13 protein-coding genes are annotated in these 14,286 nt (G+C 68.4%); 8 read left to right on the top strand and 5 right to left on the bottom strand.

All coding sequences use genetic code 11. The features are described 5' to 3' along the window. Positions 1 to 14 precede the first annotated feature (14 nt). Entirely contained in the window at positions 15 to 1,574 is a 1,560-nt protein-coding gene (xdhA, locus tag OEJ37_RS12390) for a xanthine dehydrogenase small subunit (RefSeq protein ID WP_263344433.1), read from the bottom strand. Between the two features lie 338 nt (positions 1,575 to 1,912). Between xdhA and OEJ37_RS12385 the strand changes: the two genes are divergently transcribed. Then, on the top strand, positions 1,913 to 3,127 hold the full coding sequence (locus OEJ37_RS12385; RefSeq protein ID WP_175919027.1) for an MFS transporter: 1,215 nt from the start codon (positions 1,913 to 1,915) through the stop codon (positions 3,125 to 3,127). Positions 3,128 to 3,211: 84 nt separating this feature from the next. Here OEJ37_RS12385 and OEJ37_RS12380 read toward each other — a convergent pair whose 3' ends face one another. The 3 genes from OEJ37_RS12380 to OEJ37_RS12370 form a co-directional block, all read right to left on the bottom strand. Continuing rightward, positions 3,212 to 3,814 (bottom strand): RES family NAD+ phosphorylase, encoded by a 603-nt coding sequence (locus OEJ37_RS12380; protein WP_263344432.1) that lies wholly within the window; start codon positions 3,812 to 3,814, stop codon positions 3,212 to 3,214. A 3-nt stretch (positions 3,815 to 3,817) separates the two neighbouring features. Beyond that, on the bottom strand, positions 3,818 to 4,489 hold the full coding sequence (locus OEJ37_RS12375; protein ID WP_263344431.1) for a hypothetical protein: 672 nt from the start codon (positions 4,487 to 4,489) through the stop codon (positions 3,818 to 3,820). 114 nt (positions 4,490 to 4,603) lie between these two features. Next, complete coding sequence (locus OEJ37_RS12370; protein WP_263344430.1) at positions 4,604 to 5,494, bottom strand: DMT family transporter; 891 nt, start codon at positions 5,492 to 5,494, stop codon at positions 4,604 to 4,606. 136 nt (positions 5,495 to 5,630) lie between these two features. Between OEJ37_RS12370 and OEJ37_RS12365 the strand changes: the two genes are divergently transcribed. After that, entirely contained in the window at positions 5,631 to 6,566 is a 936-nt protein-coding gene (locus OEJ37_RS12365) for a helix-turn-helix domain-containing protein (protein WP_174421326.1), read from the top strand. 61 nt (positions 6,567 to 6,627) lie between these two features. On the opposite strand, the gene OEJ37_RS12360 is transcribed toward OEJ37_RS12365, so the two are convergent. After that, positions 6,628 to 7,839, bottom strand: a complete 1,212-nt coding sequence (locus tag OEJ37_RS12360; RefSeq protein WP_174421147.1) for a pyridoxal-phosphate-dependent aminotransferase family protein — start codon at positions 7,837 to 7,839, stop codon at positions 6,628 to 6,630. A gap of 93 nt (positions 7,840 to 7,932) precedes the next feature. On the opposite strand from OEJ37_RS12360, the gene OEJ37_RS12355 reads away from it, so the two are divergent. The 6 genes from OEJ37_RS12355 (at position 7,933) to OEJ37_RS12330 (ending at position 14,268) form a co-directional block, all read left to right on the top strand. Beyond that, complete coding sequence (locus tag OEJ37_RS12355) at positions 7,933 to 8,229, top strand: hypothetical protein (RefSeq protein ID WP_263344429.1); 297 nt, start codon at positions 7,933 to 7,935, stop codon at positions 8,227 to 8,229. Positions 8,230 to 8,579: 350 nt separating this feature from the next. After that, the gene (locus tag OEJ37_RS12350) at positions 8,580 to 9,563 is read left to right on the top strand and encodes a LysR family transcriptional regulator (protein WP_174421148.1); all 984 of its coding nucleotides are present in this window, start codon (positions 8,580 to 8,582) and stop codon (positions 9,561 to 9,563) included. 30 nt (positions 9,564 to 9,593) lie between these two features. Beyond that, positions 9,594 to 10,592: a 2-hydroxyacid dehydrogenase gene (locus OEJ37_RS12345; protein ID WP_174421149.1), complete on the top strand. Its 999-nt coding sequence runs from the start codon at positions 9,594 to 9,596 to the stop codon at positions 10,590 to 10,592. Positions 10,593 to 10,819: 227 nt separating this feature from the next. Next, complete coding sequence (gene bluB, locus OEJ37_RS12340; RefSeq protein ID WP_175919030.1) at positions 10,820 to 11,602, top strand: 5,6-dimethylbenzimidazole synthase; 783 nt, start codon at positions 10,820 to 10,822, stop codon at positions 11,600 to 11,602. A 243-nt stretch (positions 11,603 to 11,845) separates the two neighbouring features. Continuing rightward, complete coding sequence (locus OEJ37_RS12335; protein WP_034182844.1) at positions 11,846 to 13,015, top strand: MFS transporter; 1,170 nt, start codon at positions 11,846 to 11,848, stop codon at positions 13,013 to 13,015. A 92-nt stretch (positions 13,016 to 13,107) separates the two neighbouring features. Continuing rightward, the gene (locus OEJ37_RS12330) at positions 13,108 to 14,268 is read left to right on the top strand and encodes an MFS transporter (RefSeq protein WP_174421151.1); all 1,161 of its coding nucleotides are present in this window, start codon (positions 13,108 to 13,110) and stop codon (positions 14,266 to 14,268) included. Positions 14,269 to 14,286 lie beyond the last annotated feature (18 nt).

Here is a 14,286-nt window from a genome sequence, read left to right as displayed (position 1 = left end):
GATGTTCTCCGTCTTCAGACGCGCGCCGCGTCGGCGCCGGCTTCGGCGGCCACTTCACGCACATTCAGGGCTTGCGGCGGCAGCGGGTCGTGCGGGCGCGTCTCCAGCCAGAAGCGATACATCAGGTTCTTCGCGGTATCGAGGCGATACGTGCTCGTCGCGCGCATGTCGGACAGCGGCTGGTAGTCGCGCTCGAGCGCCTGCATCGCGGCCTGCGCGGTGGCTTCGTGCCACAGCGCGCCGTCGAGCACGGCTTCGGTGTGCGTCGCACGCTTCGGCGTCGCGGCCATCCCGCCGAACGCGATGCGCGGCTCGCGGATCGTGTCGCCGTCCGCGATGAACGCGAACGCCGCGCACACGGCCGAGATGTCGGAGTCGAACCGCTTCGACAGCTTGTACGTGCGGAACTGCAGCTTCTCGCGCGCGCCGGTGCGGGTCGGCACCTTCACGCCGACGACGAATTCGTGCGGCGCCATGTCCTTCTGCTGGTAGCCCGTGTAGAGCGCCTCGAGCGGCAGCTCGCGCACCGTGTCGCCGCCGCGCAGCACGACGCGCGCACCGAGCGCGATCAGGCCGGGCATCGCATCGCCGATCGGCGAGCCGTTCGCGACGTTGCCGCCGAGCGTGCCCGCGTTGCGGATCGGCAGCGACGCGAAGCGCTTCCACATCTCGGTCAGCTCCGGATAGGTGCCGGCCAGTGCCGCATACGCGTTCTCGACCGTCACGCCCGCACCGATCTCGATCCAGTCGCCGCGCTCCACGACACGCTGCAGTTCGGCGATCTGGCCGACGTAGATCAGGTCGTCGAGCCGCCGCATCTGCTTCGTGACCCACAGGCCGATGTCGGTGCTGCCCGCGAGGATCCGCGCGTCGGGCCGTTCGACCTTCAGCGCGGCCAGCGCGTCGAGCGTGCGCGGCGCCGCGAAGCGCGCGCCGTTGGGCGTCGTGTAGTCGAACGTGTCGTCGCGCTTGAGCGACGCGAGCGTGCGGGCGAGCGCGGCCGAGTCGACCGGTGCCGACGGCGCCGGCGCGCCTTCGCCGGTCGCATCGAACATCTGCACGGCGGCATCGACGATCGGGCGATAACCGGTGCAGCGGCACAGGTTGCCCGTCAGCGCGTCTGCGATCTCGGTGCGCGTCGGCACGTCCTTCGCCTTCGCGCACGCGCTGCCGCAGCCTTCGTGGCCGTGCTTCTCGTACAGCGCCCACATCGACATCACGAAGCCGGGCGTGCAGAACCCGCATTGCGAACCGTGGCAGTCGACCATCGCCTGCTGCACCGGATGCAGCGCGCCGTCCGGCTGGCGCAGGTCCTCGACCGTCAGCAGCGCCTTCCCGTCGAGCGTCGGCAGGAACTGGATGCACGCGTTGACGGCCTTGAACTCGACCGCGCCGGCGTCGGTCAGCTCGCCGACGACGACCGTGCACGCGCCGCAGTCGCCTTCCGCGCAGCCTTCCTTGGTGCCGGTGCAATGCGCGTCCTCGCGCAGGTACTGCAGCACGGTGCGGGTAACGTCCGCGCCGCTGACCTCGCGGATCGCGTGACGATGGTAGAAGCGGATCGGCTCACTCATGTCTCGATGATTCTTCAAATGGGGGGCAAGGCGGCCTGCGCGGAGCGCTCGACCGACGTCTTTCTGACAGTTTGCACGCTATCACCGTCAAATTTCGCAACCCATAGCCCATCACGCATGGGGCCCATATAACTGCCGCGATATGAGCGCCGGGGCCGCCCGGCACCCTTTCCGCACGGCCTTCCCGGCGTGCTCGCACCGATCCGTTGCGCGCGAAAACGGGTCGCGATTAACTAAATGGTACCTGCGTGAAAACCGGTTCCATGGGAAAATCCGGATTCCCTTTTGTGCCGTCTTCCGTGTCGTCACGCTCCGTTTCGCTCATTCGTTCCGACCCCATGTCTACCGACTCCGCCACACCACCGCGCAGCGGGTTCGCGGTCACGCTGCAAATCGTGTCCGTCGTCTGCTTCACGTTCATCTGCTACCTGACCATCGGCCTGCCGCTCGCGGTGCTGCCGGGCTTCGTCCATGACGACCTCGGCTTTTCCGCGATCGTCGCGGGCGGTGCAATCAGCGTCCAGTACTTCGCGACGCTCGCGTCGCGGCCGCTCGCCGGGCGCTTCGCCGATACGCTCGGCCCGAAGCAGACGGTGCTGCGCGGGCTGGTCGGCTGCGGCGTGTCGGGTGTGCTGCTGCTCGTCGCGCTGCTGCTCGCGCACTGGCCGGTCGCGAGCCTCGTGCTGCTGGTCGCGAGCCGGCTCGTGCTCGGCGTCGGCGAGAGCCTGTGCGGCACCGGCGCGATCCTGTGGGGCATCGGGCGGGTCGGCGTCGCGCACAACGCGAAGGTGATCTCGTGGAACGGCATCGCGACCTACGGCGCGCTCGCGCTCGGCGCGCCGGTCGGCGTCGCGATCGCGCATACACTGAATCCGGCGCTGATCGGCGTGATCGTGATCGCGCTCGCCGCGATCGGCTTCTACCTCGCGCGCCTGATCGATTCCGTGCCGCTCGTGCACGGCGAGCGGATGTCGTATGCGAGCGTGTTCACGCGCGTGCTGCCGCACGGCCTCGGCCTCGCGCTCGGCTCGGCCGGCTTCGGCTCGATCGCGACCTTCGTCACGCTGTACTACGCGGCGCGCCACTGGCCGAACGCCGCGCTGTCGCTGACCGTGTTCGGCACGCTGTTCATCGGCGCGCGCCTGCTGTTCGCGAACACGATCAAGACCTACGGCGGCTTCCGCGTCGCAATCGTGTCGTTCGCGTTCGAATGCTCGGGCCTCGTGCTGCTGTGGCTCGCGCCGGTGCCGCACGTCGCGCTCGTCGGCGCGGCGCTGACGGGCTTCGGCTTCGCGCTGATCTTCCCGGCACTCGGCGTCGAGGCCGTCGCGCTCGTGCCGCCTGCGAGCCGCGGCGCGGCGCTGTCCGCCTACTCGGTGTTCCTCGACCTGTCGCTCGGCATCACGGGCCCGCTCGCCGGTTATGTCGCGGGTGCGTTCGGCTATCCGCAGGTGTTCCTGTTCGCGGCGGTCGCGGCCGCCGCGGGCGTCGCGCTGTCGATGGTGCTGTACCAGCGGCAGGCGCGTGTAGCGGGGAGCGGCGCGACCGCATGAACGGGCCGCGAGGAATCGCGCGCGCCGTCCCTTCTGGCGGAATGCCGTCCGAAGCCGCCCGTCGGGCGGCCGGCGATACGCGGCTTAACGCGGCAATATGTTGAAGTCCAGCAGCACGCGGGCAGCCTCGGTGTGGTGCCGGAACGGAACGACGCGCCCGAGCTTGAGTTTGGGTTCGGCACGATCGAAGAGCACGAGCGCTTCCGAAGTGTTGAGATGACGTGACATATACAGAAAGCCGTCGACCCGACGACCATGCCCGTGTACGGCGAGCGACCATTGCTGCGGGATATCGTACGGTACGACGGTCGACAGCGCCCCGTCGCCGCCGAGGTTTTTCAGCGGCAGGCCGTGCAGGACGGCCACCGTCAGCGGCGAGCCGGTGAACGAAAGTACGAAGCGCTCAAGCTCGGTCGTCACGAGCGGGAAGCCACCGACTGCGAGATCCGCGACTTCGTCGTGCAGCACCGTCTCGGCAAACGCGCAGTGCAGGTCGAAACCGAAATAGCTGGTGCCATACCGGCGCCGCTGGCGCGGGTCGTCGAAACGGTTGCCGCCCGACTTGCCGAAGTATGGCTCGCCTGTCTCGTATCGGGAGACGCGCACCAGCGCCGACGGCGCAATCTCCCGCGTAACCAGCGTCGCATTCGCGAAGTGTTCGCTCGGTGGCCTCAACGTCGACCGCACCTCCTAGCGCTCCGCGAACGCCGCTGCGGCACGCTCCACCTCTTCGCGCCTTCCTTGCGACAGCGCTTTCAGCGGCGTGACGTTGCCAAGGGACGCCTTGGGCGTCGTCAAGAACTGCCATTTACTCCATCCCGGCAAACCACCCAGGCGTTGCGTCACCTTTCCTAGCGTCTTGCGATCGATATCACCCGTCAGATAAAAGGCCGGGTAGTACTGCAGCGCCCCCACGTCGACCGTGAAGATGCGCCCGGACACGACCGCCTTGCTGAGGGCCTGCCGCGTCATGCCGAGCCTTGCCCAGATCTCCGCGGCCGGCAGCAGCGCGCCCTGCGCGACGAGCGCCCGCCGTTCGGCCAGCGCGCGCCGCTCAAAATCAGCGGCCGCAGCATCCGCGCGTGCCGCCGGCTTCGCATGCTGCTTCGTGCGGCCGGAAGGTTGCCTGTCGCGGGTCGCAGCGGCAGCGATGCCGAACGTGATCGTGCCCGCCAGATCGATGACCTGGGCGATGCCGATCTTGAACAGGTGCCCGAGCTGTTCGTCCGACAGCTTGAGCAGCGCACGCGCCCGATCGGGACCGAGCATGGTCGCGGCACCAACGGCGCTGCGCAACGCCTCCTCGGTCTCGACATCGAGAATCGCAGCCGCGCTTTCAAGTGCATGAGCCTGCCTGACCATCTCCGCCTCCTTACCCAACCGGAGGTTCAAGCCTAGCCCCGAATCGAAACCAAGTCAACCAAGTCAACCGGATACCCGGTCGCGCCATGCAGCGCGTCACCCGTCCGGCCGTCGTCACGCCGTCCGGAGAAACAGCTTCCGCGTCAGGTCGAACGCGACGAGATTGCCGGCCACCACCAAAAGCAGCCCGATCACCGCGAGCGGCGACCACTGGTAGCCCTCGAACACCGTCGACACGGCCAGCGCGACGATCGGGAACAGCACCGTGCAGTACGCGGCGCGCTCCGGCCCGATCCGGCCGACGAGGGTCAGGTACGCGGTGAAGCCGATCACCGAGCCCGGCACGGCCAGGTAGACGAGCGCGCCGAGATAACGCGGGCTCATGTCCAGCGTGAACGGCATCCCGGACACCGCGCTGCCGACGGTCAGGATCGCCGCACCGATCAGCATCGCCCAGCCGTTGGTCGCGAGCGGGTGCAGCCCCATCGACTGCATCCGGCTCGACAGCAGGTTGCCGGCCGAGAAGCACATCGTGCCGGCGAACGCGATCGCAAGCCCGATCCAGGTCGCGTGGTCGTCGAGATGGCCGGCCATCTGCTGCCAGAACAGGCACGCGATGCCGACCAGGCCGAGCAGCGCGCCCGCAATCGCCGACGGCCGCAGCGGGCGGCCCATGAACAGCCGGCCGTTGATCGAGTTCAGCAGCGGCGCGGTCGAGAAAATCACCGCGACGAGCCCGCTCGGCACGACCTGCTCCGCGTAGTAGAAGCACAGGAAATTCAGGCAGAACAGCGCGAAGCCCTGCGCGACGAGGTAGCGCCATGCTTCGCGCGGCGGGCGAACCGGCCGGCGCATCACGCGCAGCAGCGCGAACAGCACGGCGGCCGCGAGCCAGAAGCGCCACGCGATCGACACGGGCGGCGGCACGGAGCCGAGCTGCCATTTGATCGCGATCCAGGTGGTGCCCCAGATCAGCACGGTGACGAAATAAAGCGACAGGTTCATGGCGGCGATGGTCCAGGAATCGGATGAAACGGGATCCCGACTATGCCGCCGCGCGGCGCACGCCGATTGTCCGGAATTGCGGTCTTTTTCCGGTCGCCGCACCCGGTGCGGCGCGCCCGCTTATACTCGCCAAATCATGAGCTTCTCCCTCTCCGCCCCGCCCGTCGACCGCGCCGCCACCCTGGCCGGCGGCGATTTGCCGTTCGGCCTGCAGTCGGTCTGCCGCACGCTCGCCGACGCGAACGCGACGCTCGAGCGCTTCGCGTGGCTCGGCGACCATCTCGCGATCGCCGAATGGACGCGGATCACCGACGAAAGCGAGACGATCTACGAGCAGCCCGGCCACCACACGCTGTCGTGCTACCTCGACGGCGGCTACCGGACCGAGCGCGAACGCGTGCCGCGCTACGGCGCGCCGAGCCTGCTGTGCGCGCTGCCGGGTGACCACGAATCGCGCTGGTGGGTGCGCGGCGAGATGCACTTCATCCATCTGTATTTCCTGCCCGAGCACTTCACGCAGCGCGCGATCCGCGAACTCGACCGCGAGCCGCGCGAGCTGAAGCTCGCCGACCGCACCTATTTCGAGGATGCGCGCGTCGCCGCGCTGCTGCGCTCGCTCGCGCTGGACGGCTGGGACGATGCCGACGAGCGGCTGCGCGTGAACGAGACCGCGCACGAGGTGCTGAGCCTGCTGCTGCGCGGGCAGAGCACGACGCGCACCGACGTGTCGTTCCGCGGCGGACTTGCACCGGCCGTGCGTCGCCGTGTGCGCGACTACATCGACACGTACCTGACGCAGCCGCTGACGCTCGGCGAACTGGCCGACGTCGCCGCGCTGTCCGAATACCACTTCTCGCGAATGTTCCGGCTGTCGTTCGGCCGCGCGCCGCACGCGTGGGTCGCCGAACAGCGGCTCGCGCGGGCGCGCGAACTGCTGCGCACGACGTCGCTGCCGCTCGCGCAGGTCGCGGCCGACTGCGGCTACGCGAACGCCGGCCACTTCAGCCATCGCTTTCGCGACGCGCACGGCACGACGCCGAATACGTACCGGCGCGCGATGCAGGGCCGCTGAGCGCGATCGACCGATCGCGCTCAGCCGGCCGGGCCACCAGGGCCGGTTGCCGCCTGCGGCGTTACGCGCCGCGTTGCGACAGTTCCTGTTCGAGCGCCGCGACGCCGGCCGGCAGGTCGACCGGCACCTTCAGGTCGACCATCGTGCGGCCGAACGCATGCAGCGTGCGGAACAGGTTGTGTTCGCGGCACTGCTCGCCCATCTGCCCGATCCGCACGATCGGCAACCCGAACGAGCCCGAAATCTCGACCTGGTACTGCTTCGAGATATGGCCGCAGACCATCCCGGGCGTGAGCCCTTCCGGCGTCTCGATCCCGACCACCGAATTGAGCCGGCAGTCCTTCGGCGCATAGAGCTTGAGCCCCATCGACTCGACACCCGCCTGCAGCGCGAGCGAGCAGCGCAGGTGGCGCGCGAAGCGGCTTTCGAGCGTTTCCGCGCACACCAGCCGCAGCGCCTCGTGCAGCGCGAGCACGCCCGACACGGGCGCCGTGTAGTGATAACCGGCGTTGTGCCAGAAGTTCTCCGCGAGCGCCATGTCGAGGCACCAGTGCGTATTCGGCTCGGGACGATGCTTCATGCGCTCCCACGCGGCGTCGGAAAACGCGATCAGCGACACGCCCGGGATCGACGACAACCCCTTCTGGCCGCCGGTGATCACCGCGTCGATGCCCCACGCATCCATGTCGAGCGGCATCGTCGACAGCGTGCACACCGCGTCGACGACGACCAGCGCGCCGGCCGCCTTCGCGAGCGCCGCGATGTCGCGCAGGTCGCGGTTCCACACGGTGTTCGACGTCTCGCCCTGCACGATCGTGACGATCTCGGGCCGCTCGCGTGCGATCGCATCCGCGACCTCGTCGAGGCTCGCGACCGCGCGGTCGGCCACTTCGAGCGTCGCGACGTCGGCGCCGACGCGCGTGGCCATCTCGGCCATCCGCGCGCTGAAGAAGCCGTTGCGGATCGACAGCACGCGCGTGCCGCGCCAGGCGAGGTTCGAGATCGCCATTTCCATCGCGGCCGAGCCGGGGCCCGCGACGCCGAGCACCCATTTCGTGCGGGTCTGGAACACGTAGCGCGCCATCTCCTTCACCTGCTCGATGATCTTCGCCATCGTCGCGCCGAGGTGATTGATCACGATCGTGTTCGCCTTCGCGACGGCGGCCGGGATCGGAACCGGGCCGGCCCCCATCATCAGCAGCGGTTCTTCGGGCAGGATCGCGTCGAGCGGCACGACGACGGGACAGGGAATCGGCGAGTAATCGATGGACATGGCAGGTAAAAGTCGAGGAAAGGGAATGCACGGACGCCAGCCGGACTGCATGGCGAACTGATCGATCATTCCCCGTTCCGCGGCCTCGCGCAAGTGGCACGCGCGGCCGGACAGCGCGACGGTGGCCCGGTCGCCGGACCGGGCCAGCCGGCCGCCCAAGCATCGCGCGCCGGCGTTCCGGATTGGAATGGCATTGCCGGCCGGTTGCGAAACGGTTCCATGCGCGCGATTTTCTCCGCCAATATCGCCGCATTTCAGCGACGCCGACGGTTCAGCGCGACTTGCGTATCGAACGAAATAGACCGGATGTTCGATAAAAATCGCCGCACGGAATGCGATACGCAAAATCCGCGCACGGGTAAAAACATCCATTACTGCAGCATGTATTAGGGAGCGATTCCCTAAATTACCGGAGCAAACCTGATCGAATCACGAACAACCAATTGATTAACATACGAATTATTCGCCGCCACGATGCATATTCCAATACTCTTCCGCCTTTGAACGGTAGGGACACGAGACAGCCCGACATTTAACCGGTACTCGCGATTTCGATTTTCCGCAACCCGCCCGTTTTCTCAGGTTGACGGATATCGCAACTGTATTTAACAATCGTCTGCGGAATCGAAAACCGATTTTTCGATACGAAGGAGAACTGGGTGCCGCGCGACGCGTTTTCGAGGTTGCACGGCGAAAAATCACAACCATAATCAATCAACCGGGCCAGAAATACACAAGCCATGAACCAGATTCAGACCATGCGTGTATTCGTCTGCGTCGCCGAGCAGCAGAGCTTCCGGCGCGCAGCGCACCATCTCGGCGTGTCCAACGCGCTCGTCACGCGTTCGATCGCGATGCTCGAGGGCCACCTGAACACACGGCTGATCCATCGCACCACGCGCAACCTGTCGCTCACCGAGGCCGGCGTGCGCTACCTCGACGGTTGCCGTGCACTGCTCGAGGAATTCGACCACCTCGAGTCGTCCGTCGCGCATGCCGTGCGCGAACCGGCCGGCACGCTGCGCGTCGTCGCATCGGGCCTGCTGTCGCCGCTTGCGCTGACGCCGCTCGTCAGCAGCTTCCGGCACCGCTACCCGGAGCTGCGCGTGCAGCTGACCGTCGCCGAAGGGCCGCTCGACGTGCTCGATTCGGGCTACGACGTGGGCATCGTCACGGGCAACCGGCTCGACGGCAACCCGGCGCTGATCGGCCATGCGCTTGCACCGAACCCGTTCGTCGCCTGCGCGGCGCCGGCCTATCTCAACCGGCGCGGCGAGCCGCGCGCGCCCGACGACCTGCCGGGCCACGACTGGGTCACGCTCGCGCCGCACCAGCATGCGCCCGCGTGGCAGCTGATCGGCCACGACGGCGTCGCGCATTCGGTCACGGTGCGCCCGGCCTGCACGGTCAACCAGCTCGCGCTCGTGCAGGCGGCCGCCATTGCCGGCGCCGGTATCGCGGTGCTGCCCGAGCCGTGCGTCGCCGATGCGCTCAACAGCGGCACGCTCGTGCGGCTGCTGCCCGGCTACCGGATCGACGACCCGGACGCGCAACTGTCGCTCGTCTATCCGAACCGCCAGTACGTGCCGGCCCGCACGCGCAGCTTCGTCGAGCACGCGCTCGACCACTTCAGCGCGCAGACGGCCCACGAGCGGAAAGATTACGGTTTCCTGCGTCCGTCGCGCGGGCCCGACCGCTCCGACATCGTCACGGGCCTGCAGTAAACTGCGCGCGTCAGCCATCGGAGGTGCAGCGTGCGCGTGATCCTGTTCAGCAGCCGGCAGTACGACGACGATTCGTTTACCGCCGCCAACCGGCAGTTCGGCTATCGGCTGCACTTCCAGCCGTCGCACCTCGACGCGGAGACCGCGATCCTCGCGCACGGCTATGACGTCGTCTGCCCGTTCGTCAACGACACGGTCGACGCGGCCGTGCTCGAGCGGCTGGCGGACGGCGGCACGCGCTTGATCGCGCTGCGCTCGGCGGGCTTCAACCATGTCGACCTCGCGGCCGCCGAGCGGCTCGGCATCACGGTCGTGCGCGTGCCCGCGTATTCGCCGCACGCGGTCGCCGAGCACGCGGTCGCGCTGATCCTCGCGCTCAACCGCCGCCTGCCGCGCGCCGTCGCGCGCACCCGCGAAGGCGACTTCTCGCTGAACGGCCTGCTCGGCTTCGACCTGCACGGCAAGACCGTCGGCGTGATCGGCACCGGCATCATCGGCAGCGTGTTCGCGAAGATCATGATGGGCTTCGGGATGCATGTGCTCGCGCACTCGGTGCCGCCGTACAACGACGAGCTGATCGCGTTCGGCGCGCGCTATGTCGAGCTCGACGCGTTGCTGCACCAGGCCGACATCGTCAGCCTGCACTGTCCGCTGCTGCCGTCGACGCACCATCTGATCAACGCGCAGACGCTCGCGCGGATGAAGCACGGCGCGATGCTGATCAACACCGGCCGCGGCGGCCTCGTCGATGCGCAGGCGCTGATCGACGCGCTCAAGAGCGGCCAGCTCGGCCATCTCGGGCTCGACGTGTACGAGGAGGAAAGCGGGCTCTTCTTCGAGGATCACTCCGACCTGCCGCTGCAGGACGACGTGCTCGCGCGCCTGCTGACGTTCCCGAACGTGATCGTCACGTCGCACCAGGCGTTCTTCACGCGCGAGGCGCTGGCAGAGATCGCGCACACGACGCTGCTGAACATCGAGGCCTGGCACGCGGGCACGCCCGCAAACGTGGTGAGCCCGAATCGCTGACGCCTGACGCGCGGCCAGCCTCAACCGGCGAGCCCACTAACTTGCGAATGGTGTACTCGACGGGGCAAGGTCACCCGCCACCCGCCGCGCGCTTGCCGGCCGATATCGCGTCCGGGCGCCGCATCCGCGCGCCATCAACAATTCCGGGTTTTGTTTCGACTGATGTAACGCGGCCCGCGCGCGGTCTGCTATCGTTGCGCCGACGTCATCCCCTGCTTTTGCCGCTCATGCGTTTCGACGACTCCGACATCGCCGCCGTCTACCGCGCCATTTTCGAACGGCGCGACATGCGCCACTTCACGCCGGCGCCCGTCGATCCGGCCGTGCTCGCGCGCTTGCTGCGCGCGGCGCACCACGCGCCGAGCGTCGGCTTCATGCAGCCGTGGCGCTTCATCCGCATCACCGATCCCTCGCTGCGCACCGCGATCCACGCGCTGGTCGAGGCCGAGCGCCGCGCGACCGCCGACGCGCTCGGCGAGCGCCAGGACGAATTCATGCGGCTGAAGGTCGAAGGCGTGCGCGAATGCGGCGAGCTGCTGGTCGTCGCGCTCGCCGACGGCCGCGAGCGCCACGTGTTCGGCCGCCGCACGCTGCCGGAGATGGATCTCGCGTCCGCCGCGTGCGCGATCCAGAACATGTGGCTCGCGGCGCGCGCGGAAGGGCTCGGGATGGGCTGGGTGTCGCTGTTCGACGTCGATGCGCTGCGCACGCTGCTGCGGATGCCCGACGGTGCGAAGCCGATCGCGGTGCTGTGCGTCGGACACGTCGACGCGTTCTATGCAAAACCGATGCTCGAGCAGGAGCGCTGGGCCGCGCGGATGCCGATCGAAGCGTGCCTGTTCGAAAACGGCTGGGACGATCCGGCCGCGCTCGACGCCGCCGGATCGCCTGCGTCGCCCGCAAACACGAACGCCGCAGCGGACCCGAATGCGCAACACGCATCGGACGCGATCGCCGAACCCGCGCAATCCGTCGTGCTACCCGACGGTTCACCCGAACGGCTGGCCTGAAGCGCGGCCCGGTAGCCACCATCGTTCCGACCCCGGCACGGTCACACGCTGCAGAAAATCGCCACCAAATCCCACATTGTGAGCTTCCCGCCGGCTGCGCCGTCGCACGCCGGCAACATCCGTTTTGGCCCCGAGCATAAGGGTTTTCACTGAAGTAGAATCGCGCTGTCGTTCGCCTTCCCGTCCGCCCGTCCCGCGCATCCTGCGCCCGCCCGAGCGGCGGCTTTCCCCGAGCCTACCGCGATGCCCTTGCCTCTTTTCGCCCTTGCCGTCGCCGCATTTGGAATCGGTACCACCGAATTCGTGATCATGGGGCTGCTGCCCAACGTCGCGCGCGACCTCGGCGTGTCGATTCCGGCCGCCGGAATGCTCGTGTCGGGCTACGCGCTCGGTGTGACGATCGGCGCGCCGATCCTCGCGATCGTCACCGCGAAGATGCCGCGCAAGCGCGCGCTGATGGGCCTGATCGGGCTGTTCATCGCCGGCAACCTGTTCTGCGCGATCGCACCGGGCTATGCGGTGCTGATGGCCGCGCGCGTGGTCACTGCGTTCTGCCACGGCGCGTTCTTCGGGATCGGCTCGGTGGTCGCGAGCAACCTCGTCGCGCCGAACCGTCGCGCGCAGGCGATCGCGCTGATGTTCACGGGCCTCACGCTCGCGAACGTGCTCGGCGTGCCGCTCGGCACCGCGCTCGGCCAGGCATTCGGCTGGCGCGCGACGTTCTGGGCCGTCACCGGCATCGGCATCGCCGCGGCCGCCGCGCTCGCGGTCTGCCTGCCGAAGAACCTCGCGATGCCCGACACCAGCATCACGCGCGAATTCAGCGTGCTGAAACACCCGCAGGTGCTGATGGTGCTCGGCATCAGCGTGCTCGCGTCCGCGAGCCTGTTCAGCGTGTTCACGTACATCACGCCGATCCTCGAGGACGTGACGGGCTTCTCGCCGCGTCAGGTCACCTATGTACTGCTGCTGTTCGGCCTCGGCCTGACGGTCGGCGGTACGCTCGGCGGCAGGCTCGCCGACTGGCGCCGGATGCCGTCGCTGATCGCGACGCTCGCGCTGATCGGCATCGTCCTCGCGCTGTTCGCGGGCACGATGCATTTGCCGTTCGCCGCGCTCGCGACGATCTTCGTGTGGGGCATCCTCGCGTTCGCGATCGTGCCGCCGCTGCAGATCCTGATCGTCGATCGCGCGAGCGACGCGCCGAACCTCGCGTCGACGCTGAACCAGGGCGCGTTCAACCTCGGCAACGCGACGGGCGCGTGGCTCGGCGGGATGGCGATCGGCTCCGGCGTGTCGCTCGTGAACCTGCCGTGGGTCGGCGTCGCGATGGCCGTCGCGGCGCTGGCGCTCACGCTGTGGTCGGCGTCGCTCGAACGCCGCCCGCTGGCCGCGCCGACCGAATACGTGTAACGCAACGACACGCATTCGTTGCGTGCGCAACGCCATTCGAGCCTGACGGCCTTCATGGACCTTTCAAGGTCCGCGGTGTAGCATCCCGGCCGATGAAAGCCATTCTCAATCGTGATTTCCTCGCGCTCATCCTGAGCGTCGCGGTCGTCGGCCTCGGGACCGGCGCCACGCTGCCGCTCACCGCACTCGCACTGACCGAAGCCGGACACGGCACCAACGTCGTCGGCATGCTGACGGCCGCGCAGGCGCTCGGCGGCCTCGCGATCGTTCCGTTCGTCACCGCGCTCGCGCGGCACATCGGCTCGCGCCGCGCGATCGTCGTGTCGGTCGTGCTACTCGCGGCAGCCACCGCGCTGATGCAGTTCACGTCGAACCTGCTCCTGTGGGGCGTGCTGCGCGTGCTGTGCGGCGCCGCACTGATGCTGCTGTTCACGATCGGCGAGGCGTGGGTCAACCAGCTCGCCGACGATTCGACGCGCGGCCGCGTCGTTGCGATCTACGCGACCAATTTCACGCTGTTCCAGATGGCGGGCCCCGTGCTCGTGAGCCAGATCGCCGGTGCGACGAGCATCCGATTCGCGCTGTGCGGCGCACTGTTCCTGCTCGCGCTGCCGACGCTCGCGACGATCCGGCGCGCGCCGCTCGCGGGCGACGACGCGCATCACGAGGCACACGGTCGCTGGCTCGACGTGCTGCCGCGCATGCCCGCGCTGATCATCGGCACCGGATTCTTCGCGCTGTTCGATACGCTCGCGCTGTCGCTGCTGCCGCTCTACGCGATGGATCACGGCGTCGCGAGCGCGACCGCCGTGCTGCTCGCGTCGATCATGCTGTTCGGCGACACCGCGATGCAGTTCCCGATCGGCTGGCTCGCGGACAAGCTCGGCCGCGAACGCGTGCACCTCGGCGCGGGCTGGGTCGTGCTGGCCGGCCTGCCGCTGCTGCCGCTCGTGATCGCGAACCCGTGGCTGTGCTGGCCGCTGCTGTTCGTGCTCGGCGCGGCGGCCGGCAGCATCTACACGCTGTCGCTCGTCGCATGCGGCGAACGCTTCCGCGGCGCGGCGCTCGTCACCGCGAGCTCGCTCGTGTCGGCGTCGTGGAGCGCCGCGAGCTTCGGCGGCCCGCTCGTTGCGGGCGCATTGATGGAGCAACTGGGCAGCAACGCGCTAGTCGGCGTGCTGGTCGTCTGCGTCGCGGCGTTCGTCGCGGCCGCGCTGTGGGAACGCCGCGCCGCGTTGCAACGCGCGGTCTGACGCCGGCATACATCGCAC

This window comes from Burkholderia sp. BKH01, assembly GCF_025685725.1.
Lineage (GTDB): Bacteria > Pseudomonadota > Gammaproteobacteria > Burkholderiales > Burkholderiaceae > Burkholderia > Burkholderia pyrrocinia_C.
This window is presented reverse-complemented; position numbering and strand designations above follow the sequence as displayed.

Excerpts from the sequence above, each read along its gene's own strand:
- xdhA (WP_263344433.1), bottom strand. The coding sequence starts at position 1,574 with ATGAGTGAGCCGATCCGCTTCTACCATCGTCACGCGATCCGCGAGGTC.
- OEJ37_RS12385 (WP_175919027.1), top strand. The coding sequence starts at position 1,913 with ATGTCTACCGACTCCGCCACACCACCGCGCAGCGGGTTCGCGGTCACG.
- OEJ37_RS12375 (WP_263344431.1), bottom strand. The coding sequence starts at position 4,489 with ATGGTCAGGCAGGCTCATGCACTTGAAAGCGCGGCTGCGATTCTCGAT.
- OEJ37_RS12370 (WP_263344430.1), bottom strand. The coding sequence starts at position 5,494 with ATGAACCTGTCGCTTTATTTCGTCACCGTGCTGATCTGGGGCACCACC.
- OEJ37_RS12365 (WP_174421326.1), top strand. The coding sequence starts at position 5,631 with ATGAGCTTCTCCCTCTCCGCCCCGCCCGTCGACCGCGCCGCCACCCTG.
- OEJ37_RS12360 (WP_174421147.1), bottom strand. The coding sequence starts at position 7,839 with ATGTCCATCGATTACTCGCCGATTCCCTGTCCCGTCGTCGTGCCGCTC.
- OEJ37_RS12350 (WP_174421148.1), top strand. The coding sequence starts at position 8,580 with ATGAACCAGATTCAGACCATGCGTGTATTCGTCTGCGTCGCCGAGCAG.
- bluB (WP_175919030.1), top strand. The coding sequence starts at position 10,820 with ATGCGTTTCGACGACTCCGACATCGCCGCCGTCTACCGCGCCATTTTC.
- OEJ37_RS12335 (WP_034182844.1), top strand. The coding sequence starts at position 11,846 with ATGCCCTTGCCTCTTTTCGCCCTTGCCGTCGCCGCATTTGGAATCGGT.
- OEJ37_RS12330 (WP_174421151.1), top strand. The coding sequence starts at position 13,108 with ATGAAAGCCATTCTCAATCGTGATTTCCTCGCGCTCATCCTGAGCGTC.